Raw genomic sequence first — 23,425 nt, 5'->3', positions numbered from 1 at the left:
GAACCATCTTCCCATGCCTGTTCACAGCGACCACATCATGAGCGTCAGCGCATAGTCTACCAGCAAAATCGTAATGCTGCTGGTAACCACCGAGGAGGTCGTCGCTTCTCCGACGCCCTTAGCCCCGCCCGAGGCGTAAAACCCCTTGTAGCACCCGACCAGACCGATGATCAGCCCGAAGCTCGCGGCCTTAATACTGCTGAACAGAAAATCCTGTCCGCTGATAAATCGTGTGATGTGATGCAAAAAGATCCCGGGGTCGGAGTTCATCACCCAGACCGAGAGCACGTAGGCCGCGCCGATACCCACCAGGTTAAAGAGCATATTGAGCACCGGCACCATCAGCGTGGTCGCCAGCACCCGCGGCATCACCAGGTACTGAATCGGATTCACCGCCATGACCGACATCGCATCGATCTGCTCGGTGACCCGCATCGTCCCCAGCTCGGTGGTCATCGCGCTTCCCGTCCTTCCGGCGACCATCAGCCCGGTGAACACCGGCCCCAGCTCACGCAGCAGACTGATCGCCACCGTCGCCCCCACCAGCGTCTCGGCGTTGAACATCCGAAACGCCATGTCGGACTGATAGGCCAGCACCAGCCCGGCAAAGAGCCCGGTCAGCAGCACGATAAAGAGACTCCCCACCCCCACCGACTCGAAGTTCTGGAAAATCACCCGTACCCGAAACGGGGGGCGCACCATCCACACCAGCGCCGACACCAGCATCGAGGTCATCTGACCGATCTCCTCGATCGCTCCGATGACCTTCTCGCCAATTCTCTCGATCCCGCGCTTTAACATCGCGCTCTTCGACTCACGGGGACACAGAAATCTGGCCCCATCTACACACCAGGGGCAACCTCACATCCGTGCCTGCTTACCATAGCCCCCCGAAGCGGGTCACTCTCAACCACCTCCCCGGGCAGCCCTCCCACTCAAGCCCCCTTCGCGGTCAACGGCGACGCATCAGCACCGTCAGCTGCAACGCCCGAGCTTCCGCCGGCAGCTCTTCGCCGCCGACCATCGTCTCGATCCGTTTCTGCACGCAGCCGCTCAGCGTTGGACGCTGAAGTGTATCGAGCAACACACGCGAATTCGCCGCCGCCCCACTCAACCCGACGCGCACCACCATCGCCCCCTGCAGGGCCCGATTCTCGGCGAGTGCGCGCACGTAGCAGGGATACACCGCCCGCTCCACGCGTCCCCGCCAGGTGGCATCCTCCACCACGTGCTCGCCAGTGCCCCCCTCCAGGGGCGCATCATCGCCCCACCAGCGCAAATCACTCACCTCCACCTGCGGCGTCGCCCGCGACGCCTCGTCACCATCAAGCGCCCGCTGATGCAACGCCCATTGATGACCAAACTCGGTGCGATACGAGGCCAGCTGACCATCGAGCGCATCGACCAGGTCGGCACTCAGAAGATCCACCTCGACCACTCGCGGCCCCTCGGCGCTCCGGCCACAGAAATTGACTTCGTAGTCGTCATGCGCACCGAGCAACACCTGCGCGCGCAAAAAGACCTCTCCCATGGCCGCACGGGTCATCACGTCGGCGGCCTGACTCTCGGAGAGTTCAAAGTAGAGCACGCATTCGTTGCGAAAGCGCAACGTATCCGACGCGCCCACCACCGGGTGGTACCGAAAACCACTGACACTGAGCAGCCCGCTGACGCGATCGTAGCCCAGGGAGGCTTCCTCGACCCCGAAAAGATCGATCTCGTAGATCCGATGCACCGCCTGACGACGCGCATCATAGTAGCGCCCGCTGGCCTCATCCGGGCAGCTCGCTTCGGCCGCGCCCTCCCCCTCCGGAGAGCTGACAGGCCCGGCACGTCTCTCCTCGCTCCCCGGCGCTGCCGGAGCGCTCATGGCACAAAGCGCATCCAGGGCGGCCTGGGAGGTCAGACGCTCGGGCTCCTGCGCCCCAAGCGCCACGCCCCAGGTCACCAGCACCAACGCGACCGCACTGCCCACCATCCAGGGTCCCGAGAAATCACTCATAGCAACGCCTCAATCAACTGACGGGCTTCGGGGCGAGTCCAGTCGTAGTCGCCGACAAAGCGCGCCACGATGGTGCCTTCGCGGTCGATGATATAGGTCTCCGGAATCATCTCAGTGCCGTAGAGCCTGCTGATCTGATTCTCCGAATCCAGCAGCACCGTCATCGCGCTACGCTGGCCGGGCAGAAACTCCTGCATAAACCCGTCCACCTCGCCCCACTCCGCGTCCAGGCTCACGGCCACCATCACCATGCCTCGATCGCGGTACTGCCGGACCAACGACTCCATCGAAGGCATTTCTTTACGACAGGGCTCGCAAAAACTGGCCCAGAAGTTCAAAAAAACCACCTGTCCCTGATAGCTCGACAGGCTGTGCTGCTGGCCCTGGCGATCGGGCAGCTCAAACGCGGGTGCCACCCGGTCGACCCACTGCCCTTCGAGCGCCACGACGGCATCCACCAGGCCCGGATCGCGGTAGAAATGCCACGACGATCCGGCCACCCCGGCGATCAACGCCACCACCCCCGCTACAATGATCCACCTTAACTGTCGCTCCACCGCTCGCTCCTGCACAGCCACTCCATCACCACTGGTCACGCAGCGCGCGCACACAGCGGAAGATCGCCTCGGACTCCTCCGACGACTTCGCCCGCGCCGCCTCCAACTGATCCCCGTAGCGCGTGGCCAGCGCCTGACGCAAGCCTTGTTCGTCCAGACGCATAAAGGGGTTGTAGCGCCGCTCCTGGCCCAGCGTACTCTCAAAGAGCGTACCCGGCTCCTGCGCGCTCGCCACCTCTAACACCCGCTGCGCTTCCTGATGTTCCGGCTCAATCGAGAGAACAAACTCGCAGTTGCGCACGGTGTAATCATGTCCGGGATAATAGTGCGTGCTCCCGGGCAGCCGAGAGAGCACGTGGGCAAAGGTCTGATAATGCTGCGCCACATCGGCATCTGCCGCCCGACAATGCCCGGCCCCGCCGGCAAAGATCACATCCCCACTGAAGAGATGATCGCCGCACAAAAAGCTGACATGTCCCGCGGTGTGCCCCGGGGTGTCGATCACGTCCAGCTTCAGGGAGCCAACCTCCAGCGTCTGACCGCCGCGGACCTCGACCTCCACGCCGCCGCGTCCCGCCCCCTCAAACTGCGCATCAATACGGGCGCGATCGCCGCTCGGCCCCACGACCTGCGCCTCGGGGAACGCGTCGAGCACCTCGACGTTGCCCAACACATGGTCAGGATGCCAGTGCGTGTTGATCACCCAGACCAACTCCCATCCGCACTGGCGCACCCGCTCAATCGCCTCCTGGGCATCGACCGGGTCGATGAGCGCCGCCCGCCCCCGGGTATCCGCCACGCCGTAGAAGAAGTTATCGCTCACCGAGCTTCGAATGATCTCAATCTTCATGCAGGTCCTCGCTCTCTAGCACTCGTCCATGTCTGCTCCCCCTCCCAACTCCGGGGAACATGCAACATGCACACCTCTTAGATGAAGTTCCCGGGTCAACCGGGCACGCATCCGCGGGCGCTGTGCATCCATCAAAAGAAGCAGCTCCCAGCGCGGCGAGCCGGAGAGCCCCGACACCAACGCCCCGCTGAGTTCGGAAGGCGCACACTGCGGCGTCTCCCGCAGGTCGAGCACCACCCGGGCCACGCTCACCGCAAGACGCCTCGACACAAAACGTAAAAGCGCTGTCAACTCTTCAAGACTCAGGGGGCGATACCACCAGAGATCGCGCTCGCTCCCGGCCGGAGCCTCTGCCCCCGGCATAATCCAGATCGTGGTTCCCGAGGTAACTTCAACTCGCTCCACCACACGAACTCGAACCTCGCCCCCCCTAACCCCCAACCACCGTCTCCATACTCCCATCATCCCCTCCCTGGCTAAAGAATTCGCAGTATGGTGCTCTCTTCTATTATCGGGCGCGCAACCCTGATGTTGCCTCAACCCCGACCTGCCGACCGTCTCATGCGCTTGAGAGGCCGGCCTGACCGGTTGCAAAGTTTTTTTACGCTGTGCTAACCTTCAAGAGACACGCCGCCTACGCGTGACCCGCTTCCTTCCATACAATTTGCCTCACCATCCCGCGCCCGAACCCCACTTTCCGGTCGATCATGAAGAACCCTCTGATGCCTCGACGTGCTCGCCGCGATCGTTTCGCCTGCGTCCTCACGCTCCTCGCCATGGGAAGCCTCCTGAATGGCTGCCTGAATGATTTCGACGGCTTTACCGCCGGCCAGACCGGAGTCCTCGACGACGCCGATCTTCCCGACGATGCGGATGTTGACTCCGACACCACCGACGCCGGTGCCGACGCAGACGCCGAAGACGATACCGAGGTCCCCCCCGAGAGCGGTGAGCCCGGAAGTTTCTGTGAAGAGGATCAGGAGTGCGCACAGGGCAGCGTGTGCCGCAGCAATGTCTGCCTGCCCTCCTGCGACACCACCGACAGCACGAGTCTGTGCCCGCAGAACTTCCAGTGCGCGGAATTTGGCCAGGAAGACCTCTGTGTCCCCGCCTGCTCCGACCGACTCAGCTGTGACCGACACAACCTGGGCCGAGACGATCTCTCGTGTGTCTTTCTGGGGCGCTCGACCATCAGCTCGACGCAACACGATGTGCGCTTCGTCCGGGCCTGCCTGGCAGACAGCGACGACGACGGGGTGACCGACACGCTCGACAATTGTCCGGACATCCCCAACCCCGCGCAACGCGATACCACAGGCGAGGGCACAGGAGATGCCTGCACCGAGACGCCAACCTGCCACCCTCAGGCCAGCGAGGGACTCCTGGTCTACCCGCGGGTTGACGTTCCGGACGGCGCGCTCTCCATCGCCAGCGTCGCCTCCGGGCCTGATTTTGTGGTGCTGATCGACGCGAGCGCCAACGGCCCCCGACGCACCGACGCGCGCGTGCTCAACCGCCGCACCCAGGAGTGGACCGCCCTGGATGAGCTTCCCTACCCCGGCGCTCAGCGCGCGGTGCTTCCGGTTCCCGGTCGCTTCACTCTCCTGAGCCCGGGCTACGGCCCCCTGACCGATACGGCCTCCGGCGACTGGACCTCGCTGCGTCAGGGCGCGGAGTTCGGTGCCGAACTCCCCTTGAACGCAACCATCCACACCATGAGCGCCGCGCTTCATGGCGACGGCACCTCGGTTCTGGTCAGCCAGGCCTCCCCGTCCAGCTCCTTTGTAGCGTACCGACTCGGTCTCAACGGTGCTCTCCGGACCCTCGGTGCCCTCTCTACCCTGGACCCCGGCCTGAAACCGCAACTTCATCTTCAACCCGACGGCGCGCTTGTCGCCGCCCAGTGGCGCTCCTCAGACCGCGTACTCAGGCGCGCCCACCTCACAGCCAGCGGCTCCATTGTATCCCCGGCCAACGTCACCCTTCCCACAACCTGGCCCGCCGCGCCGGTTCCGGGCGAAGAAGCCCTGGCCGAAGACCTCAACGGCTTCAACCCGGTGCTTTTCTCCGCGACCAACAATCAGACCTATCTTCTAGATCGCAACAGCGGCCGCATGGGACGTCTCAACAGCTTGACGTTTGAACGCATGGAAGGCTACGACCTGCCCCAGCTGGTGACCGGCCTCAGCCAGACGCACTTCTACGCCCTGCCCCACAACAGCGGGCTGGGAGTCGTCGGACGTCCCGATGACGCCCCCTCCCAGATCGAAGTGCGCGAGCTCTATTGGGACTGCTTCCCGCAGGCCAACACCATCGACACCGACACCGATGGCGTCGGTGACCTCCTCGACAATTGCCCCGACGTTGCCAACCCCGCCCAGGACGATCTGGATGGTGACGGCAACGGCGACGCCTGCGACATCGACAAGGATGGCGACCAGATCACCAACGACGCCGACCGGCTGACCATCCCGGGTGAGAACGGCGCCGAGCCCCAGGTCATCGACCTCTCGGCCGATGCCGATAACGATGGCACTCCCGATCTGGAAGATGACGATCGCGACGGAGACGGCATCCCCGACAGCCAGGATCCCTTCCCGCTGGACAGCTCCAACGACGGCCGTCGCAACGCCTGGAGCTATGATGCTGACGCGGATTCCGTCTCCGATGGCACCGAACGCACCCGAGGCACCAACCCCTACACCTTCCTGGATCACGCCGGCATCGCATCGATCATCTTTGCCACCGAGGCCGACGACGGCCACCGTACGCTCTACCGCGGGACGCTGGCCTCGGCCCGGGACGCCGTCGCCCTGGAGTTGCCGGCGACGATGAACCCCCATGGCATCGAAGTCAGCCCGAGTGGCCGTTTCCTCAGCTTCCTGACCGCCGCACCGGGCACGACCGAAACCTTTGCGGTCTACGATCTGCGCGAAGATACCCTCCTCTTTGAGCGCAACGTCGGCGCCGCCCTGCGCTCCATCTCGGTGCTCGACGAAGGAGCCTCCGCTCCGACCTCCTACGTGGCCACCCAGCAGCGCTTCGGCGACACGGAGCGCTGGCGCGTCTCGCGCATCACGGTCAACCCCGACGTCGATGTCACCACCCTCTTTGCCGGCATCGACCACGTCTGGGAGGCCTCGCAGAAAGGCAACTTCCTGATCTTCAACGCCTTTGATCGCGACTGCCGTGAATGCGCCCTGACCTACGCCATGAACACCTCGGTCTCGCCCCAGAATCCGTTCCGCTTAAACAACGTTGCCCCGGGCGCTCGCGGACTTCACCACAGCGTGAACTCCGAGCGCTTCTGGGTCTACCAACAGGACCCTGCCGGCGAGATCACTCTCGCTGAGTTCTCCGTCAGCGGCACAGACGCCCAGCCGCTCTACCGCTACATCCTTCCCGAGCGCTTTACGGAGTTCCAGTCCCATACCGGCCTGCCCTCCTCTCCCCGCGTCAACATCTTTGCCGCGTCCGGAGACGGAGAGCCCACCATGATCTGGTATCAAAACACCCAGTCCCCGCTTCCTGCCCTGCGACTTGTGCCGCTGGCCGGGTTTGATGACCCGGTCGTCGAAGTGCGGGTCGCCCCCTGATTCAACCTGTGCTCCCGGTGGGCGATGCGTTGGAGTGACCGCTCACCTGTGGTAAGACCTCAGGTTAAGCCGCCCTTAGAGGTGGCCTTGCAAGTCGCGAGATAGGCCGCATCCCTGCGGCCCTCAACGATGGTCCAGGATATGGCTGCAAAGTTCCCCCAAAAGTTCGGCCCTTACACGCTACACCAGCTGGTGGCGCGCGGAGGTATGGCCGAGATCTATCGGGCAACAATGCCGGGTATCGGCGGCTTCGAAAAAACCGTCGCGATCAAAAAGATCCTGCCCCACCTCGCCGAGAACGACGAATTCATCACCATGCTGATCGATGAGGCCAATATCATCGTCAGCATCAACCACTTCAACATCGCCCAGGTCTACGATCTGGGCTGCATCGACGACACCTATTACATCGCCATGGAATACATCCATGGCATCGATCTGGCCCACATCATCAAGGGCATGGCACGTCGGGGCCAGACCGTACCCACGCCTCACGCCGTCTACATCGGCTCGTCCATCTGCGCCGGACTGCACGCCGCGCACTCCAAAACCGATGACCAGGGCAACCCGCTCAAAATCGTCCACCGCGATGTCAGCCCGCACAACGTGCTCTTGAGCTACGCGGGCGACGTGAAAATCATCGACTTCGGCGTGGCCAAAGCCGCCGTCAAAGAGAGCCATACCCAACACGGCGTCATCAAGGGCAAGCTCCTCTACATGGCCCCCGAGCAGGCCAATACCAGTGACATTGACGGGCGCGCCGACCTCTTTGCTGCCGGCCTGGTCATCTACAAGATGCTCACCAACCGGCTGCCCTTTGAAGGCGACAACGAATTTCAGATCTACAACAACATCATGTCCAAGGAGATAACCCCGCCGCGCATCCTCAACCCGCAGGTGCCCGAGGTGGTCGACCAGGTGGTCATGAAGTTGCTGGCTCGCGACCCCGACCAACGCTACCAGGACGGCTACGCCGCCAAACAAGATCTCGACCGCGCCCTTCATCAGATCGCCCCGGGTTATACGGTCAACCGGCTCAGTCGTTACATCGACGAGACCTTCGCTCCGGGCGCCGAGCAACCCTCCGCCGGCGGCAGCACTCCCGGAGCGCTCGCCCCCCACACCCCGGCGAGCCCTGCGGTAAAAACCGGCGAACACGCTGCTGCGCAGATGGATGCTGCGTTTTCGGAAGACGATCTCGACACGGTCAACGTGGGAGCTCCTGCCATCCACGCCCAGCTGCAGGCGCAACAGGCAAATGCCGGCTTCGCTCCTCCCATGCGGGCGACCATCAGCGCCGCCGACACCGGTGAATTTCCCGCCGCCGGCGCTCCGCCTGCCACTGCGGCCGCCGACTCCGGAACCTCCGGACGCAAAGTACCGCTGGCGGCGATCGCCGCCGTCGTCATGAGCCTGGTCGTAGCAGTCCTCCTGGCGCTCGTCTTCCAGGGCCCACCCCCCGAAGACGTCCCGGCCGACACCCCGCAAAACGACGCTCCAAGCGAGCCTGTGGCTCTAGAGCCGGCGCCCCCGGAGCTTATCACCGTCGAGGTTGCCTCCATCCCTCAGGGCGCGCGCTTCTTCCAGGATGGCGCCCTTGTGGGCATCACCCCCATCACCCTGGAGTTGCCCCGGTCCGAGCAGGCCCTGACCTTTGAACTCAAGCTCGATGGTCACGAAGAGCGCACCTTCCGCTTTGAACCCACCGAAGATCGCACCTTCGAGATCGATCTTCCCACCATCGCCCTCGCCGGCGATACCGGTCTCACCGACGCCGCTCTCGACTCCGAAGATGCTGCAGAAGTCGTCGCCGAAGCTGCTGAGCCCGAGGAAGAAACCGCCACGCCGCGCGCCGAACCGGAACCCGAGCCCCGTCGAGAGGAACAAGTTCAGCGCCCCAAACCCAAAAAACAACGCGCTCCCAGGCCTCGCCCCACACCTAAGCCCGAGCCCGAGCCCGAGCCCGAACCCAAGTCCGATCGCGACGACATCATCGATCCCTTCGGCTGATGACACCTGAGCCCATACCGGGCCCCCAGGCTGAGACCCCTATGGTTTACATTCCCGCCCACGCTCGCCATATCCGACGCGCCCTGCTCGCCAGCGCTCTTCCCCTGGTGCTCTCCGTAGCGGTGGTCCCCGCGGCCTCCGCCCAGGAGAACGTGGAACAGGCCCGCGCCCGCTTTATGGAAGGGCGCACCTATTACGATAACGACCAGTACGAGCAGGCCGCCGCGGCTTTCCTGGAGTCCTACGAGCTCTCCGGACGCTCGGAACTTCTCTACAACGTGGGTCAGGCCTACCGCCTGGCGGGCATGCTCTCCGAGGCGGAGACCTACTTCCAGCGCTACCTCGCCGAACTTCCCGGCGCGGCCAACGCCGAGGAAGTCGCCGAAACCATCATTGAGATCCAGCAGACCATCGCCGCCACCCTGGCCACGCTGAGCGTATCGACCTCCCCGCAGGGAGCGACCGTCCTGGTGGAGGAGCGCGATCAACGCTGCAACAGCCCCTGTGATCTCGACCTGCCCCCGGGAACCTATCAAGTCGTGGCCAGCCTCCCCGACTTTGAGCAGACCCGCCGGGAAGTCACCCTGGAGGCTCGGGCCCGCGAAGAACTAACGCTTACCCTGCAGTCCGCGGTCCAGCTGGGACAACTGCTGATCCAGACCGATCTGCGCGGCGCCACCCTCTACGTCGGCCCCCAGAGCTATCCCCTGCCGATGAGCAGCCCGGTCAGCGTTCCGGCCGGTGACACCGCAATCGCCATCCGCGGCGGCGGCGTGGACTTTCGCGACACCCTCACCATTCCGGCCGATGACACCCTGACGCTCTTTGTACCGGCAGCCATGGCCAGCTCCGGCGGTCTCTTTGCCAACCCGGTCCAGACCGCGGCCGTCGGGTTCAGTGGCGTCGGCCTGGCCCTGGGCGCGGCCGCGGCCCTGGTGGGTATGCAGAGCAACGCGACCTATGCCTCACTGGAGGCACAGCAAGCCGCGTTCGGCAACGTCAACAGCGAGCTCCTCGATACCGGCATCGCCCAGCAACGCACCGCCAACGGTCTGTGGATCGGCGCGGCCGTCTCGCTGGTGGCCGGCGCCGGACTCTTCACCTGGGATCTCCTCTCCGGGGCTCCCGACGAAGCGCCCACCCCCACTCCGGAAGTCAAGGAAGAGGAAGAAGAGAAGCCGCAGCCGAGCACCTCCAACTCGCCCGTTGAACTGCTCGACTAAGACGCATGCCCTGCGATCAGAGCATAAAGCGCACGCCCTGCACCGCTTTCAAAAGCCCGTAGACCTCAAGCACCATCTGCGGGCTCTGCACCCGGGCTGAGAGGGTCACCGCCACATGGCGCCCCTTTCCGCTCTCGCGGGTGTCCACGTCCACACCACCGCTCTCGCCAATGGCGTTCACCGCGGCCTGGACCACCCGGCTGACAAAGGTCGGCTCGTTCTCTCCGATCACCTTAAAAATAAAATCCCCCGGGAACTCGTGCATGGCATTGAGCCGGTCGATCATCGTCTGTTCTTCTGACACGTTCATCCTCCCGTGTTGTGCTGCCTTGTTAAGCTGAGCGTCCACGCGTCCCTGCGTGCGCCCTCCTTGCCCTGCCCGCTATAACACGCCCTGGCACCTCAAACATCCCCATGACACACAAGCTGATCCTGGCCACCGAATCGCGCTACAAGATCGAACTCCTGGAGCGCCTCTCCCTCCCCTTTGAAGCCATCGCCGCCCAGGTCGACGAACGCCGTCTAGAAGGCGAATCTCCCGCGGCGATGGCCACGCGACTGGCCGATGCAAAAGCAAAACGCCTCCAACAGTCTCACCCCGACGCGTTTGTCCTGGGCGCCGACCAGGTCATCGCCCTGGGCGATACGATCTTCCAGAAACCCGGCAACGAAGAGCGGGCCTGCGAACAACTCATGCAACTGCAAGGACGCACCCATCACCTGATCACCGCGATCGCGCTCCGCCCTCCGGCCGGCGCCCCGCTTCACGCCCAGGTCGCCTTTGAGATGGTCATGCGCCCGCTGACCGAGACTCAGGTGCGCGCCTACGTGCACCAGGATCTCCCCGTACACTGTGCGGGGTCCTACCGCATCGAAGCCGCCGGCATCCGCCTCTTTGAGGCGGCCCGCGGCGACGACTTCACCGCGATCATTGGACTTCCCCTGACCCGCGTCTGGTCGCTGCTTGAGCAGGCCGGATACTTTGAGCCGTCATGACCTCCACTCCCGATTTCTCTCGTTACCGCGCGATCATCGACGACTTCCCGGCGTTTGAGGCCGCGCTGGCGCGCCCCCTGCCTCTGTGCGTGTGGGCCAATCCGCTGAAAATCTCCCCGGCCGAGATCGAAGCCCTCTTCCGAGATCATGGTATCGCCTTTGAGCCTCGCCAGTGGCGCCCGGGCACCTACCTGCTCGATCCCGCGCTGAGCCCGGGCACCCGCTTTGAGTACGCCGCCGGGCTCTACCACGTACAGGAAGAGGTCTCCCTGCTCCCGGTAGAACTCATGGCACCGCTTCCCGGTGAGCGCATCCTGGATACCTGCGCCGCCCCCGGGAACAAAAGCGCCCAGATCGCGGTCGCCATGCAGAATCGCGGCACGCTCCTGGCCAACGATCGAGACTACCGCCGCATGCGCGCGGTCAGCCGCGTGCTCGACCGCCTGGGCATCTACAACACCTCGCTAATCTGCCACGACGCGGCCAACCTGCCCTCGCCAATGGGCAGCTTCGACCGCATCCTGGCCGATGTGCCCTGCTCCTGTGAGGGAACCTCCCGCAAGAATCCCCGGGTGGGGGCGGCCTCCGACCAGGAAGTGCTGCGCATGAGCCGCATCCAACGCGCCATCCTCAAACGCGCCATGGACATGTGCCGCCCCGGGGGCATCATCGCCTACTCCACCTGCACCTACGCCCCCGAGGAAAACGAGGCCGTGGTCGACGCCTGCCTGCGCGACCCGGAGACCGGAAACTTCACCCTGCTTCCGGCCCGCATTGAGGGCTTTCACAGCGCCCCGGGTCTGGTAGAGTGGCAGGGAGAAACCTACGACCCTACGCTCAGCCGGACCATGCGCGTCTATCCCCATCACAATGACAGCGGCGGCTTCTTTGTGGCGCTGATGCAAAAGGAGGCGTCTCCATGAGCCATGCTCCTCAGGCGTTGACCGACCTGCTCACCTCGCTGGGCATCCCGCCGATCGATCCCGACCCCTACCTCCACATCCTCCAGACCCGCTTCGGCATCGGCGCCGACCAGCTCGCGCAGCTCGTGTTCATCCGCGCCAACAAACGCATCGTCAACGTCGTCCATCGCGACCACCTCCCGCCGCTGGAGCCGCGCCCGGAGTCGGTGGGGCTGGCCTTTATGCGTGACGATATGGTCGACCCGAAGTTAACCACGCCGGCGGCGATGACCTTTGCACGCCACGCCACGATCAACGCTGTCGACACCACCCGCGCGCAATGCGACGCCTACCTCAAGCGCGAGGCTTTTGAGCTGACCCCGGCCCAGCTCACCGGCTGCACCGCCCGGGGTTACGTCCTCATCCGCCACCGCGGACAGGGCCTGGGCGTGGGGTTCCTGCGCAGCATCGAGCCCGGCCAGTGCACCGTCGAAAGCTTCTTTCCCCGGGCCTGGTCCCAGGACGTGAGTCGCTCCGCATTTGGCGAGGAGCCATGAGCACCGAGAGCCCTCAGCAGGATCTGCAGGACCCCTCGCAACCGGAGGACTCCCTTGAGCAGGTTCGCCTGGTCGGCACCGGCGAACTCGGAGAGTCTTTCGAAGTGCTGCGCCGTCGTCAGATTCTGCCGGAGGCCGGTGACAAAAGTGGTGAGCACCCGCTGCCGGAACGGCTCATCCTCAAAAAGCTGACCTTTGCCCGCGTTTGTGATCCGGCCGACTTCGAGCGCCGATTCGACAGCCTCACCCGGCTCAACCACCCCAACCTGGCCACCTACCGGGAGATGTTTCGGGGCGAAACCGTCACCCGCATCCTGCGCGACTTCGTCACCGGCGTGCCCCTGGATGTCTACCTCGCGCGCCCGATCACCGAGGCCGAGGAGGCCATCCTCAGCGCCGAGCACGAAGAGGACTTGGCCCCCGCCCCCTCGACAGAAGCCCTCTCCGAAGACGATGTCCCCACCATTGAGCTCCCGGACCAGGAGTTCTCCGGCGCCGGGAACTCCGCCGAGCCCCCCGCAAGCGCCGAGGCATCCGCCCCCTCCGACGAGCCTACCTCAGCGATCCTCACCGCCTCCCCGGGTGAAGATCGACCCAATACGCTAGAAATCCCCGAATCCCTCCTCGACGATCCCGAAGCTGCCGATCGCGCCCTGGACCTGATCATCCTGCGCATCCAGGCCGTCGGTCCGCAGATCGTCTCTGCGCTGGAGTACCTGCACCGCTTTCGCAAGGTTCACGGCGGCTTAAAGCCCACCAACATCCTGGTCAGCGACCGCGGGCAGGTCGCGCTGACCGATTTCGGTATCCATCCCCATGTGGAATGCCCCGGCGCCCGGCACGCCCGCTCCGTCTACGCCGCCCCCGAACAGCATCACGAGGGCTCTGGGCCGGCGGCCGACCTCTACGCCCTGGGCGTGATCCTCTTCGAAGCCCTGGCCGGCAAACCCATGGAGGCCTGCCAACGTCTGGTCGAACGCGAGTGCCATCAGCCGCCCGCCCGCGAGCGCATGTTTCTCTCGGAGGTCGCCCCGCACTGTCCGGCGACCTGGGTCGATCTGATCCACGGCCTACTCGACCCGGATCCCGAACGCCGCCCCTCCCTCAACGACGTACTGGAGCTGCTCTCCACCAGCGAGAATCGCTCGGTTACCATTCCGGCCACCGTCGTCGAAGACAAAGAGATCCTCTTTGGCCGCCGCGACCTCTTCGACCAACTCACCGAAGAGGCCAAAGCCAGCGCCCAGGATCGACGCCTGGGCCTGAGCGTGGTCGAGGGGCCTCAGGGCACCGGCAAAACCGCGCTGGTCGACGCCCTGGCACACTGGGCCTCCCAGCTCGGCTGGATCGTGCTCCGGGGGCGCTGCTTTCACAAAGATGCCAGCGCCTATCAGGGCTGGGACGACATCGCCGATCAACTCGCCAGGATCATCGCCCACCTCCCCGAGAAGACCCGGCTGCGCATGGAGCCTGCCCGCGCCCGCGCCTCACTGCTCTTTCCGCAGCTCGGCCCCGGGGCCGAATCCGCCTCCCAGATCAGCCGCCGCTCGGCCATCGATGGGCTCCGCGCGCTGCTCCTCGAACTCAGTGAGCAGCGCCCCATTCTCATTGGCCTGGACGACGCCCACTTTGCCGGGCTCGACACCGCCGCGCTCCTGGCCGATCTGACCAGCGATCCGCGCGGCATGCGGGTGATGATCGCGGCGAGCCTTCTGCTGGAGGCCACACCCCGGCACACGACGCTTCCCTTCTATGGCGAGCTCGCCACCGCCCCGGTTCGCCCTCGCAAAGTCATCATTGAGGGCTTCTCCAAACAGGAAGCCCGCGAATACGTGCTGGCCAACGCCGCCAACCTCTCGCTGCGAAACAAGCAGCTCATTCTGCAACGCAGCAACCTCCACCCTCGCCTGATCGATGAACTCATCCACGAGCTGGAGCAGGCCCCCGAGGAGGTCAGCCAGAACCTTGAGGAGAGCGCCCCGGCGCCGGCCGATGAGCTGCTGGGCATGTTCATTCGCCGACGCGTCGCACAACTGAGCCGCCCGGAGCGTCTGGCCCTGCAATTGCTCTCGGTGGCATCGGCTCCACTGAGTGCGGCCACCGTGGGCAACGCCATGAGCCGCGAACTCGGCGCCAGCGCTGCCCCCCAGGGTATTGGCGAGTCCACGCTTCACGCCCTGCTCACCCGGCGCCTGGCCCGACGCGCCCGGGCCAGCACCGACGACGAGTCCCTGGAAGCCTTTGCCATCATCCACGACCGGGCCCGCGCGATCATCCTCGAAGACCTCGGCCGCGATCATCACGCTCGCCTGTGCGGGCTCATCGCCGACGCCCTCAAAGAGTGCGCGCAGGGGAGCCTGACCCGGCGCCTGGACTACCTTCGCCGGGCCGGTCGCAAGCGCGAAGCTCTCGAAGCGGCCATCGCGGTCGCCCGCAGCGCCCAGAGCCGCTACGCCTGGGACCGCGCGCTGGCCTTGTGGACCTTCATCGACGAGCACGCCCCACCGGACTCGCAACGCCGCCCCGACATCCACCGCCCCAGCTTCGAGGCGGCCGTAGCGCTGGGGCGCATTGAGCAGGCCCAACGCCACCTCGACGCCCTGCTGACCGACGAGCCCCCCGCCTCGCGCCTGGCGCTACGCCGCACCTGGCTCGATGCCTGCCTGGCCTCCGGCCGCCCCGATCACGCCATCGACACCCTGGATGACGCGCTCCGAGACGTCGGCAGCGCGTATCGCCGGGGACGCCTGAAGGCCGGCCTCCGCGCCTGGCGCCGTCACCTGGCGGTGAACATCGCCCGCTGGTCCGACCCCACCGCCGTGGCCAACGACACGACTCCCTCCGAGCCCACCGACCAGACCGCCCGCCTGCTCTGGCGAGCGGCCGAGGCCTCGCCCTTTCTCCTGAGCGCCCGGCACGAGCGCCTGACCACACACTTCGCACGCCTGGCCACCCGCCAGGGCTACGGCCCCTGGCTGGCCCGCGACCGCCTGCAGATGGTCAGCTCCCCCGCCATGCCCCTGCTCCTCGACCCCACCGCCCCGGTGGATCGCTGGCTGGAGCAAAGCCAAATGCTCTTTGAGCGCTTCGAAGACGCCCCCGGCCAGGCCCGCACCCTGGAGCTGCGCAGCCTCGTTGCCGCTCACCGAGGGCAGTGGGCTCAGGCCCACAGCCTGCTCTACGAGGCCATCGAAGCCCTCCAACACGGCGGCCACGACGACTCCCTCTTCGTCGCGCGCTGGCTCACCCACGCCACCCGCTCCGGCATGGAACTCGGGCAACTCCACGAGACGGCCCCGATCATCGACAACCTGGCCCATCGCCTGCGCCGAGACCACAGCGCCATCGCCCTGATCGCCCTCTCCCGCTCCGATCTCCTGATGGCCCGCGGCGCCATCGACGAAGCGGCCCTGGCCCTGGAGCCGGCGACCGCCCTGGCCGAGCACGCCCCCAATAGCCTGCTCCACCTGGCGATCGTCACTCGCCGCGCCGCCATTGATGTGGCGCTGGGACGCCCCGAGCTGGCCGTCGCACACCTCGACCTTTTGCGTGATCAGGTCTACGAGCGCGACTTCCTGGCGCTGCCCCGGGTCGACTTCGCGCTCCACCGCGCCCTGGCCATCGCGCTGGCCAGTCAGGCCGAACGCCAGCGCACCCTCCAGCAAGACGCGCTACGCCAGACCCTGGCGCGCCTGCGCTGCGCGATCCGCCGCCTCTCCCGCTACGACGAGCGCCTCGGGCTCAGCGATCGGGCGGCCCTGCTCCGCCTGCGCGCTCGCCAGGCCCTCTTGCGCGAGCAGCCCGCCCGCGCGCTGCGCCTGGCCCGCCAGGCCGTCGACCTTACCAGCACCTCCGACGCGCTGCTCACCCGTACCCTCAATCAGGAGGCGCTGGGCCTGACCCTGGCCCGCCAGGAGCGCCCCGAAGCACGCCAGGTCCTGGAAGGCGCCCGCGAACAGGGCTCACGCCTGGGCTTCTACCTCCCCCTGGTCCTCGAAGGCTGGCCGGTCCCCCGCGCGCACGCCACCCTCAAACCCGACGCCCCTTGACGTCGCTCCCGGGTTGTCGCCCGCCTCCCCTTCTCTTAGACTCCCATCGCACAGTTCACTCGCCATCTGCTGACTTCGAAGGACCCCGGTCATGGTGCAAATCCGTCTGCTCGACCTGCTCAACACCATCGACGACGCCGTTGAGTCCGAGGAGCACGCCCGCGCGCTCCAGCTCATCCTCAACAACTGGTACAACCTGCCCGACCCCTCACCACTGCGCGAGCGGGCGGCCCTGATCCTGGCCTCGCTCGGGCGCAATCGCGAGGCGGTGGAGATCTACACGCTGGCCGCACGCCATTACGCCAACGCCGGCTTCCCCACCCGGGCCATCGCCGCCATCAAACAGATGCACGCGTTGAACCCGGCCAGTACCGAGCTCCTGGATCACTTCGCCACCCTCTACTCAGTGCGCAGCCCCTACCTGGAAAGCGGCCGCCTGCAGGCCAGCTTCCCACAACCCGCCGGCAACCTCACCACCCAGGTCGCCTCCGAACGCGACCTCGACGAACTCTTTGAGCGCGTGCTCGCCCGCGCCATCGATCCCGATGGCACCGCCGAACGCCCGGGCAGCCTCCCGGCGCTCCCCCTGCTCAGCGTGCTCCCCCCCGACACCCTGCGCCGGGTGCTCGACTTCATCGACTACGAGATCTTCGCCGAGAGTCAGCTCGTCTGCGAGCCCTCCCAGAAGTCCTCCGACCTGGTCTGGACCGTCAGCGCGGACCTAAGTGTCAACGACGATCAAAACACCTACCGCATCCCGGCCGGAACCCTCCTGGGACTCAACGCGTTTGGAGAGGTCGAACGCGCCCCTCGCCACCGCGTGGTCAGCGAGCGCGGCAGCGAGTGCCTGCGCCTGCCCCAGGTCGCCATCGGCAAGCTCAATGACGAGTTCCCCGACTTCCTCAATCGCCTGGCCACCCTGCGCCGACACGCCCTCACCGAGGCGCTCCTGGACCGCCACGAGTTCTTCGCCAACCTGGAGCCCGAGGAGCGCGCCCAGATCGTCGGCCGCTTTACCGGCCTGACCCTGGATGCCGGCACCCACTGCGTGCGCCAGGGCCGCCCCAGCCCGGGCCTCTTCATCATCCTCGATGGCAGCGTCGACATCGTGCGCCAGGATGACGACTGGGAAATCACCGTGGCCACCCTGGGCACCGGTGAGATCGTCGGCGAGGTGGGCCTGGTCGCCAGCGATCAGGCCACCGCCACCGTGATCTGTGCCTCCGGCGGCCACGCCCTCTTTTTGGCCCGCGAAGATTTCGAACTCCTGGCCGGCGAATATCCCCCGATCGCCCTCTACACCGCTCGCCTGGCCCGCGAACGCCTCGACGCCATCCAGAGCACCCTCTCGGCCCAGGATTTGGCCGAGGTCCCCTGACCCGCTACACTGTAGCGAAGCGCTTTGCGGGCCCGTTGCCGGGAATGGCGCCAGTGCTTAGCTTCGTTGAAGCTCTGTGCTCCGCCGGGGTGCGATTCTCCGACGGACGCCACGTGCGAAAACCAAACTCACCGAGGACTGGACGGATGATGCGATACTCACGCCCCCACCATCGACGCCTCGCGCCGGCCGCCGCCGCGCTGACCGGCCTTACTCTGATCTTTGGCATGGGTGGTGTGGCTGCCGCGCAATCGGCTCCCGAGATCAGCCCGGCCGCCCCCTGGCAGGCCTGCCTCAACGGCCAGGCCCCCTCCACCCAGAACGTGCCCGGCGTCGACATCAGCGGCCTCCATGAGATCCCCGCCGATGTCGACATCCTCGACACCAACCCCGACTACGATGAGGTCGTCCTCGATTTTGACGACCGCCTCGACAACGCCGAAATCCAGGCCTTCGCCCGCCAACAGGGGCTCCACGCCGAACTCAACAGCCCCTTTGCCGACGACGCCAACATCTTCGTGGCCCGCGTCGAAGAAGGCGCCGTTCCCTTCGTCAAAGATTGCCTGACCCAATCCGCCCCCCAGGGCTGGCTGGAGAGCGTCGAAGAAAACATCGAATACCGCGCCTTCTTCGTGCCCGATGACCCCCTCTATCAGTTCCAGTGGAACTTTGAGCAGGTCGGCGCCGAGGAGGCCTGGAAGGTGTCCACCGGACGCGACGTCGTGGTCGCCGTCATCGACACCGGCGTCACCGTCGAAGACAACGCCAGTGGCTCCATCAAGGTGGGCAAAGACCTCAAAGGCATCAAAACCGTGCCGGGCTACGACTTCGTCGACAAAACCGACTTTGTGTACGACGGTCACGGCCACGGCACCCACGTCGCCGGCACCATCGCCCAGGCCACCAACAACGGCTACGGGGTGGCGGGTCTGGCCTTCGAATCCAAAATCATGCCCCTGCGCGTGCTCAACAGCCGCGGGTTCGGCTCGGTCGCCGATATCGCCGACGCGGTTCGTTTTGCTGCCGACAATGGCGCTCAGGTCATTAACATGAGCCTGGGCGGCCCGCTGCCCAGCCTGGTGCTCAAGCGCGCGGTCGACTACGCCCACAAAAAGGGCGTCACCGTAGTCGCCGCTGCCGGCAACGCCGGCAAGCGCTCCCCGAGCTACCCGGCCGCCTACGCGCATTCCTTCGCCGTGGCTGCCACCCAGTTTGACCAGCGCACCACCTTTTATTCGCAATGGGGCACCTACGTCGACATCGCCGCTCCCGGCGGCAACACCCGCATCGACCAGAATGGCGACGGTCGCCCCGACGGCATCATGCAGGAGACCCACCCGGCTGGGAAAACCGCCAAACATGAATTCGCCCTCTACATGGGCACCTCCATGGCCAGCCCCCATGTCGCGGCGGCCGCGGCCATGGTGATCGCCACCGGCGTGACCCACCCCGACAAGGTTCAAAAAGTCCTGCAAAACGCCGCCGACACCTCCATGCGCGAGAAATACGACAGCGAAGTGGAGTACCGCGAGCGCTACGGCGCTGGCCTCCTCCAGGTGGACAAGGCAGTGCGTAACTCCACCACCGGCCAGGGCACCACCCGCTACGCCGGCGCCCTGCTCCTGGTGCTGATGAGCGCGCTCGGCCTGCGTCGCCGTGACATCATGGGACGCCTGCCCGAGCACCTGCCCCTGGTGGCCACCAGCGCCGCGGTAGTCGCCGGCGGCCTCTTCTTCATCCCGCTGCTGGTGCCCGCCGGCGGCATGCTCGGCTTCGCGGCCAACGTCATCGGACGCCCCCTGGCCGAGGCCAACGTCCTGGTCTCCGGCCTGGGCGCTCACCAGAACCCGCTCTTCGCCAGCTTCCTCATCCCCCTGGTGGCCTACGCCTTCCTGGGCGGCCACCGTGTTGGCCGCGCCGTGGCCGGCGGTATCGCCCTGGGGATGGCGGGCTTCTCGCTGACCGAAGCATTCCTGCTCACCTCCGACGTGAGCTGGATTCCGGGCATGAACCTGCTCGACCGCATCTGGTTGGCCGTCAACGGTCTGCTCAGCCTGGCCATCGGCTTCTTCGGGCTTAAGCGCGACTAAAGCCGACCATCAGCTGGCTCAACTGAGCCTGCCACCCAACAGAACGCCCCGCCGAATTTCGGCGGGGCGTTTTGCGTATCAAGCCTAACTTAGTGTTCCATCAGCCGCGCGTCCCCTCACGCCGACACCGAGAACTCCGGAAGCCCCTCGCTGATGGCCCGCTCCCGCAACCAGGCGCGCAGCTTCACAAAATGACCGTGCGAAATATTGGTAAAGCGCACCCCGACCCGCCCCTCGTTATCATAGACTTTGTGGCCAGTTACCCAGATCGGCTCCTCCTCACCAGGCAGCGCGAACTGAAGCTGCACCGACTCCCCTTCGGAGCGATAGGCCTCGGCCAGACGCTCCAGTCGAATGCCTCCCAGCGAGAGATCCACGGCCCGGCAAATGTTCGTATGGCCGGCCTCGATCTTATTTAGAATCATGTCGCAGCCTACGCGCGGCTGTTGACGTTGCTCCTGCATACTGACCTCCCTGTCACTCGGCGCCTCTGCGCCTTTCGGGTTCATGCCACCATGGCGTTATGACGAGCCTCTTGCCGACGAACTCGCCATCCCTAGAGCTACCATGAGGTGCGCCGCGCTCAAGAAATTGCCCCCTCTTCTTCCCGGCGCTTCCTCCATCAAGCGATTGCATCGACCTCCCTCCCGTTGCTACTCTTGGCCCTGGCGAGCCTTGCTCGACACCACCGCTGACATTGCCCACGCGACCGCTTCGCGATGGAGATTGCTATGACCGAAAAGATTGTTGAAACCATCCAGGAGAGCCCCCTCTTCAAGCACCTCAGCGCTGACGAGCTCGGAGCGCTCGTCAACGCCAGCGAACTCAAGATCTTTCAGCCCGGTGAACGCATCATCGAAGAGAACGGCCAGGTTGAACACCTCTTCATCGTGCTCAGCGGCCGTATCCGCGTATGGACCCGGGGCCCGCAGGGCGAAGTCGAACTCAAAGCCATGGGCCCCGGGGCCTACTTCGGCGAGGTCTCACTGATAAGTGGCAACTGCGCGACGGCGACCGTCGAAGTCAAGACCGGCCCGGCCCAGGTCGTCGCCATTGGCCGCCAGGCCCTGCTCGGCCTGGTGGATCGCGACGAGAAGATTCGCAAAATGCTCCAGGGCGTCACACTGGCACGAGCCAAAGACACCATCGGCAAGGTCTTTAAGTAAGCCCCTCCTCGCCGCCGCCCTGTCGCCTGATTATATTCTTGAGAATGCAATGCGCGCTCCTGAACGTTATCGGAGCGCGCTGCCGTATGCCCGGTGGCAACCTGCCCCCGTCTACGAGAGGCCACGATGTTACGATCCGTGCTCGCAATGATTCTGGCCACCTGCCTGGGCCTCCTGACCTTCTCCTCGACCGCCTGGGCCACCACGCTGGAGCGCCTCGACCTGCAGGAGCTGGTCGTCAACTCCGACGCCGTCGTCATCGGCCAGGTCACCCGCATCGAGACCGAGCTCGATGAGCGCGGCCGAGTCCATTCCATCATCGAGGTACGCGTCGACGAGTCTCTCAAAGGTGCCCCAGGCCAGACCGTCACCATTCGACAACTCGGCGGCGTCCACGGTGACATCGGAACCCGGGTGGCCGGCATGCCTCGCCTCAACGTCGATGACCAGGCCATGCTTTTTTTAAGCGGTGACGTCCACCAGGCCGTCGCGGTCACCGGCATGGCCCAGGGCTTCTTTCGCCTGGCACTTGGCCCGGACAATCGCACCGAGTTCGCCATCCCTCAGCTCCACAACATCAACCTGGTCGAGCGCGTTAGCCCCGACGAACTAAACGCCTCGCGCCTGCAGCAAGTGGCTCCGGCGGAACTGCACCGGCAGGCCCACACGCTCGATAACCTTCGTGCTCGCGTCCTTGATCTGGTCCAGAGCCAACAGCCCGCCCGGGAGCTCCCATGACGTTCTCCTTGCGCTCCGCCGCCCTGGCAGCCCTCCTGGCCATCGCGTGGGCCAGTCCCGCGGCCGCCCAAGATTTTGTCCAGACGATGACCTGCGATCGCAGCGGCATCAACGCATGCACAGGCGACTTCACACCGCAGCCGGTGCACTGGCCCAAACTCGATGTGAACTTTCACATCAACGGGCGCGGCTCGGTCAAACTCTACCCCGAGGGAGACGCCTTCCCCACCGAGCTCGAGCACAGCATCCGCGACTCCTTCGATGCCTGGAACGAGCCCGAGTGCAGCCAGTTCACTCTGACCTATCAGGGCGTCACCGATCAGGAAATCCGCTACCTCCAAAACTCTGACGATAATGCCAACGTCGTCCTTTTTCAGGACGACACCTGGCCCTACCCGAGCTTCCAGGCCGTGGCCCTGACCACGGTCACCTTCAGCATGCGCGATGGCCGAATCCTCGATGCCGACATCGAAGTAAATGGCGCCGACTACCTCTTCAGCAACACCGAACTGCCCAACAACTCGGCCATGGACCTTCGCAACACGCTGACCCACGAGGTGGGGCACTTCCTGGGGCTGGACCACTCATCCAACGCCTCGGCCACCATGTATGCCACCGCCGAACTTGGCGAAATCACCAAACGTGATCTTCACCAGGCTGATATCGATGGGCTCTGCCATATCTACCCCCTCGGCACTCCCGAAGAGAGCCCGGTGGTCCATGAGCAGAAGGATTCCTGCTCACTGATCGCGCCGGGACAGCCCGATGATAGCCCCCTGCTCATTGCCGCCCTTCTGGGCCTGGGGTGGCTCGCGCGCCAGCGGACCCAACGATGAAGTCCCGCACGCTACTGGCCGACGAACTACCCCTGGTGGTCAACGCCCTCTGTGCCGCCGAAGTCGGCCCGCCCGAGATGGTGAAGCGCGCCGCCGACATCGCCCGCATCATCGCCTACCCGACAGCGCGCGCCGCTATCAGCGGTCCCCGCGCGCTGGTCGCCCACGTCGCCCTGCGTCGCTCGGCCAGCGGCATCACCCTGCGTGAACAGATCTTTGTCCGCGAAACCGTCGTCGACGCCGAGCTACGACTTCCCCTCTACCTGCTCATCCATGAGATGGCCCACGTAGTCCAGTTCCTGCGCGACGGCACCACCAACTTCCTGGCTCGCTACCTCGCGGAATACTCGCGAGGCCTGCTTGCCGGAATGGGCGATCACCAGGCCTACCTCAACATCTCCTACGAGGTGGAGGCCCGCCTGGCCGAGACCTACCTGCCGCCCCACCTCCGGCGCGGCCCGCTCATGGGCTGACA

Annotated in this window: 20 protein-coding genes; 13 read left to right on the top strand and 7 right to left on the bottom strand. The window is 65.4% G+C overall.

Translation table 11 applies throughout. The annotated features are described in order from the left end of the window. Positions 1-21: 21 nt before the first annotated feature. The 5 genes from DL240_RS12615 to DL240_RS12595 all read right to left on the bottom strand — a co-directional run bounded on the left by DL240_RS12615 (position 22) and on the right by DL240_RS12595 (position 3,817). On the bottom strand, positions 22-801 hold the full coding sequence (locus DL240_RS12615) for an MlaE family ABC transporter permease (RefSeq protein WP_111730257.1): 780 nt from the start codon (positions 799-801) through the stop codon (positions 22-24). Between the two features lie 151 nt (positions 802-952). Beyond that, positions 953-2,002, bottom strand: a complete 1,050-nt coding sequence (locus DL240_RS12610) for a hypothetical protein (RefSeq protein WP_111730256.1) — start codon at positions 2,000-2,002, stop codon at positions 953-955. Then, on the bottom strand, positions 1,999-2,559 hold the full coding sequence (locus DL240_RS12605) for a peroxiredoxin family protein (protein ID WP_158542540.1): 561 nt from the start codon (positions 2,557-2,559) through the stop codon (positions 1,999-2,001). Before DL240_RS12605 ends, DL240_RS12610 begins: the two co-directional genes overlap by 4 nt. Before the next feature lie 25 nt (positions 2,560-2,584). After that, on the bottom strand, positions 2,585-3,409 hold the full coding sequence (locus tag DL240_RS12600; RefSeq protein WP_111730254.1) for an MBL fold metallo-hydrolase: 825 nt from the start codon (positions 3,407-3,409) through the stop codon (positions 2,585-2,587). Positions 3,410-3,424: 15 nt separating this feature from the next. Beyond that, the gene (locus tag DL240_RS12595) at positions 3,425-3,817 is read right to left on the bottom strand and encodes a hypothetical protein (protein WP_146618273.1); all 393 of its coding nucleotides are present in this window, start codon (positions 3,815-3,817) and stop codon (positions 3,425-3,427) included. A 314-nt stretch (positions 3,818-4,131) separates the two neighbouring features. Here DL240_RS12595 and DL240_RS20885 point away from each other — a divergent pair, with 314 nt between their 5' ends. The 3 genes from DL240_RS20885 (at position 4,132) to DL240_RS12575 (ending at position 10,238) form a co-directional block, all read left to right on the top strand. After that, positions 4,132-7,005 carry a thrombospondin type 3 repeat-containing protein gene (locus DL240_RS20885; protein WP_199589806.1) on the top strand — a complete coding sequence of 958 codons (2,874 nt, stop codon included), beginning with the start codon at positions 4,132-4,134 and terminating at the stop codon, positions 7,003-7,005. 141 nt (positions 7,006-7,146) lie between these two features. Further along, entirely contained in the window at positions 7,147-9,015 is a 1,869-nt protein-coding gene (locus DL240_RS12580) for a serine/threonine protein kinase (protein ID WP_158542539.1), read from the top strand. A gap of 41 nt (positions 9,016-9,056) precedes the next feature. Next, on the top strand, positions 9,057-10,238 hold the full coding sequence (locus DL240_RS12575) for a PEGA domain-containing protein (RefSeq protein WP_158542538.1): 1,182 nt from the start codon (positions 9,057-9,059) through the stop codon (positions 10,236-10,238). Between the two features lie 16 nt (positions 10,239-10,254). Here DL240_RS12575 and DL240_RS12570 read toward each other — a convergent pair whose 3' ends face one another. Next, a complete protein-coding gene (locus tag DL240_RS12570; RefSeq protein WP_158542537.1) occupies positions 10,255-10,542 on the bottom strand; it encodes a DUF493 domain-containing protein in 288 nt (95 codons plus the stop codon). A gap of 110 nt (positions 10,543-10,652) precedes the next feature. Between DL240_RS12570 and DL240_RS12565 the strand changes: the two genes are divergently transcribed. From DL240_RS12565 to DL240_RS12540, 6 genes are all read left to right on the top strand, one after another. Then, the gene (locus tag DL240_RS12565) at positions 10,653-11,234 is read left to right on the top strand and encodes a Maf family protein (protein ID WP_111730249.1); all 582 of its coding nucleotides are present in this window, start codon (positions 10,653-10,655) and stop codon (positions 11,232-11,234) included. Beyond that, a complete protein-coding gene (locus tag DL240_RS12560; protein ID WP_111730248.1) occupies positions 11,231-12,157 on the top strand; it encodes an RsmB/NOP family class I SAM-dependent RNA methyltransferase in 927 nt (308 codons plus the stop codon). The genes DL240_RS12565 and DL240_RS12560 overlap by 4 nt, the downstream gene beginning before the upstream one ends. Next, positions 12,154-12,693, top strand: a complete 540-nt coding sequence (locus DL240_RS12555) for a hypothetical protein (protein ID WP_111730247.1) — start codon at positions 12,154-12,156, stop codon at positions 12,691-12,693. Before DL240_RS12560 ends, DL240_RS12555 begins: the two co-directional genes overlap by 4 nt. Continuing rightward, positions 12,690-16,742: an ATP-binding protein gene (locus DL240_RS12550; protein WP_111730246.1), complete on the top strand. Its 4,053-nt coding sequence runs from the start codon at positions 12,690-12,692 to the stop codon at positions 16,740-16,742. The genes DL240_RS12555 and DL240_RS12550 overlap by 4 nt, the downstream gene beginning before the upstream one ends. A 91-nt stretch (positions 16,743-16,833) precedes the next feature. Continuing rightward, positions 16,834-18,120 carry a cyclic nucleotide-binding domain-containing protein gene (locus DL240_RS12545; protein ID WP_111730245.1) on the top strand — a complete coding sequence of 429 codons (1,287 nt, stop codon included), beginning with the start codon at positions 16,834-16,836 and terminating at the stop codon, positions 18,118-18,120. A 146-nt stretch (positions 18,121-18,266) separates the two neighbouring features. Beyond that, entirely contained in the window at positions 18,267-20,210 is a 1,944-nt protein-coding gene (locus DL240_RS12540; protein ID WP_158542536.1) for a S8 family serine peptidase, read from the top strand. Between the two features lie 116 nt (positions 20,211-20,326). On the opposite strand, the gene DL240_RS12535 is transcribed toward DL240_RS12540, so the two are convergent. Then, positions 20,327-20,674, bottom strand: coding sequence for a PilZ domain-containing protein (locus DL240_RS12535; protein ID WP_158542535.1), 348 nt, complete (start codon positions 20,672-20,674; stop codon positions 20,327-20,329). 267 nt (positions 20,675-20,941) lie between these two features. Between DL240_RS12535 and DL240_RS12530 the strand changes: the two genes are divergently transcribed. The 4 genes from DL240_RS12530 (at position 20,942) to DL240_RS12515 (ending at position 23,423) form a co-directional block, all read left to right on the top strand. Beyond that, positions 20,942-21,376, top strand: a complete 435-nt coding sequence (locus DL240_RS12530; protein WP_158542534.1) for a cyclic nucleotide-binding domain-containing protein — start codon at positions 20,942-20,944, stop codon at positions 21,374-21,376. A 126-nt stretch (positions 21,377-21,502) separates the two neighbouring features. Then, positions 21,503-22,114 carry a hypothetical protein gene (locus tag DL240_RS12525; protein WP_146618272.1) on the top strand — a complete coding sequence of 204 codons (612 nt, stop codon included), beginning with the start codon at positions 21,503-21,505 and terminating at the stop codon, positions 22,112-22,114. Next, on the top strand, positions 22,111-22,950 hold the full coding sequence (locus tag DL240_RS12520) for a matrixin family metalloprotease (RefSeq protein ID WP_111730240.1): 840 nt from the start codon (positions 22,111-22,113) through the stop codon (positions 22,948-22,950). The genes DL240_RS12525 and DL240_RS12520 overlap by 4 nt, the downstream gene beginning before the upstream one ends. Further along, the gene (locus DL240_RS12515) at positions 22,947-23,423 is read left to right on the top strand and encodes a hypothetical protein (RefSeq protein ID WP_111730239.1); all 477 of its coding nucleotides are present in this window, start codon (positions 22,947-22,949) and stop codon (positions 23,421-23,423) included. Before DL240_RS12520 ends, DL240_RS12515 begins: the two co-directional genes overlap by 4 nt. Positions 23,424-23,425 lie beyond the last annotated feature (2 nt).

It is taken from the genome of Lujinxingia litoralis (assembly GCF_003260125.1).
Taxonomy (GTDB): Bacteria; Myxococcota_A; Bradymonadia; order Bradymonadales; family Bradymonadaceae; genus Lujinxingia; species Lujinxingia litoralis.
Note: the sequence above shows the minus strand (reverse complement) of the source record. Positions and strands in the feature narration are given on the sequence as shown.

Coding starts and splice junctions, on each gene's coding strand:
- DL240_RS12615 (WP_111730257.1), bottom strand. CDS start 801: ATGTTAAAGCGCGGGATCGAGAGAATTGGCGAGAAGGTCATCGGAGCG.
- DL240_RS12580 (WP_158542539.1), top strand. CDS start 7,147: ATGGCTGCAAAGTTCCCCCAAAAGTTCGGCCCTTACACGCTACACCAG.
- DL240_RS12525 (WP_146618272.1), top strand. CDS start 21,503: ATGTTACGATCCGTGCTCGCAATGATTCTGGCCACCTGCCTGGGCCTC.
- DL240_RS12565 (WP_111730249.1), top strand. CDS start 10,653: ATGACACACAAGCTGATCCTGGCCACCGAATCGCGCTACAAGATCGAA.
- DL240_RS12560 (WP_111730248.1), top strand. CDS start 11,231: ATGACCTCCACTCCCGATTTCTCTCGTTACCGCGCGATCATCGACGAC.
- DL240_RS12610 (WP_111730256.1), bottom strand. CDS start 2,002: ATGAGTGATTTCTCGGGACCCTGGATGGTGGGCAGTGCGGTCGCGTTG.
- DL240_RS12550 (WP_111730246.1), top strand. CDS start 12,690: ATGAGCACCGAGAGCCCTCAGCAGGATCTGCAGGACCCCTCGCAACCG.
- DL240_RS12540 (WP_158542536.1), top strand. CDS start 18,267: ATGATGCGATACTCACGCCCCCACCATCGACGCCTCGCGCCGGCCGCC.
- DL240_RS12530 (WP_158542534.1), top strand. CDS start 20,942: ATGACCGAAAAGATTGTTGAAACCATCCAGGAGAGCCCCCTCTTCAAG.
- DL240_RS12600 (WP_111730254.1), bottom strand. CDS start 3,409: ATGAAGATTGAGATCATTCGAAGCTCGGTGAGCGATAACTTCTTCTAC.
- DL240_RS12520 (WP_111730240.1), top strand. CDS start 22,111: ATGACGTTCTCCTTGCGCTCCGCCGCCCTGGCAGCCCTCCTGGCCATC.
- DL240_RS12545 (WP_111730245.1), top strand. CDS start 16,834: ATGGTGCAAATCCGTCTGCTCGACCTGCTCAACACCATCGACGACGCC.
- DL240_RS12575 (WP_158542538.1), top strand. CDS start 9,057: ATGGTTTACATTCCCGCCCACGCTCGCCATATCCGACGCGCCCTGCTC.
- DL240_RS12535 (WP_158542535.1), bottom strand. CDS start 20,674: ATGCAGGAGCAACGTCAACAGCCGCGCGTAGGCTGCGACATGATTCTA.
- DL240_RS20885 (WP_199589806.1), top strand. CDS start 4,132: ATGCCTCGACGTGCTCGCCGCGATCGTTTCGCCTGCGTCCTCACGCTC.
- DL240_RS12515 (WP_111730239.1), top strand. CDS start 22,947: ATGAAGTCCCGCACGCTACTGGCCGACGAACTACCCCTGGTGGTCAAC.
- DL240_RS12555 (WP_111730247.1), top strand. CDS start 12,154: ATGAGCCATGCTCCTCAGGCGTTGACCGACCTGCTCACCTCGCTGGGC.